This window comes from Streptomyces actuosus, from assembly GCF_016921115.1.
In the GTDB taxonomy this organism is placed as follows: domain Bacteria; phylum Actinomycetota; class Actinomycetes; order Streptomycetales; family Streptomycetaceae; genus Streptomyces; species Streptomyces actuosus_A.
Map to the genome: position 1 here is coordinate 1 of NZ_JAFFZS010000114.1, position 1,082 is coordinate 1,082.

The 1,082-nt window shown below is 70.6% G+C and carries 1 protein-coding gene; it reads right to left on the reverse strand.

What is annotated here, in order from left to right; translation table 11 throughout:
* Positions 1-1,082 (reverse strand): beta-ketoacyl reductase (locus tag JS756_RS35815; protein WP_205387440.1); only part of this gene is annotated, 1,082 nt, incomplete at both ends.

The following is a 1,082-nucleotide window of genomic DNA, read 5'->3' on the forward strand; positions in this document are numbered from 1 at the left end:
GCTTCGGGTATGCCGGTCAGGAGCGGGCTGGGACGCACACTGGTGTACGCGGGCGTGAACCGTGCCCAGTCGACATCCGCGACGACCACCACCGGCTCCTCCCCCGGCACCACCCGCCCCAACGCCCGCACCGCACGCCCCGGCTCCAACGCGACCAGACCACGCCGCCGCAACCCCTCCACAGCCCCCTCACCAGCCGCCATACCACCACCGGCCCACGGACCCCACGCCACCGACGTCCCCACCAGACCACGCCCACGACGCGCCTGCACCAAACCGTCCACAAACGCATTCGCCGCCGCATACCCCGCCTGACCACCACTGCCCCACACCCCGGCAACGGACGAGAACACCACAAACGCATCCAACGACCGCTCACCCAACACCGCATCCAGATGCACAGCACCCGCCACCTTGCCCGCCCACACCCCGGACAACTCCCCGACGGACACCCCCGCCAACGGCACATTCACCACCGAACCCGCCGCATGCACCACCGCATCCACCGAGAACCCGGCCAACAGGCCCTCCACCGCCGAACGCTCGGCCACATCACACGCCACCACACTCACCCGCACACCCGCGGCCACCAACTCCTCCCGCAACCCGACCGCACCCGGAGCCTCGATACCCCGCCGACTCACCAACACCAGATGCCCGGCACCCTCCACGGCAGCCCACCGCGCCACCCGCGCACCCAACGCACCCGTACCACCCGTGATCAACACCGTGCCCCGCGGCCGCCACCCGGCCTCCCCACCACCTACCGGCACACGCCCCAGACGACGCCCGAACACCCCCGACGCCCGCACCGCAACCTGATCCTCACCCCCCACACCGGCCAACACCACCGCCACACGCTCCACCACACGACCATCGACCACACCAGGCAGATCGATCAGACCACCCCACCGACCCGACACCTCCAACCCGGCCACCCGACCCAGACCCCACACCGCAGCCTGAACCGCATCCACCGGACCGTCCGACCCACCCACCGACACCGCACCACGCGTCACCACCCACAACGGACCCCCCACACCCGCATCACCCAACGCCTGCACCAACACCAGGGAGGCAGA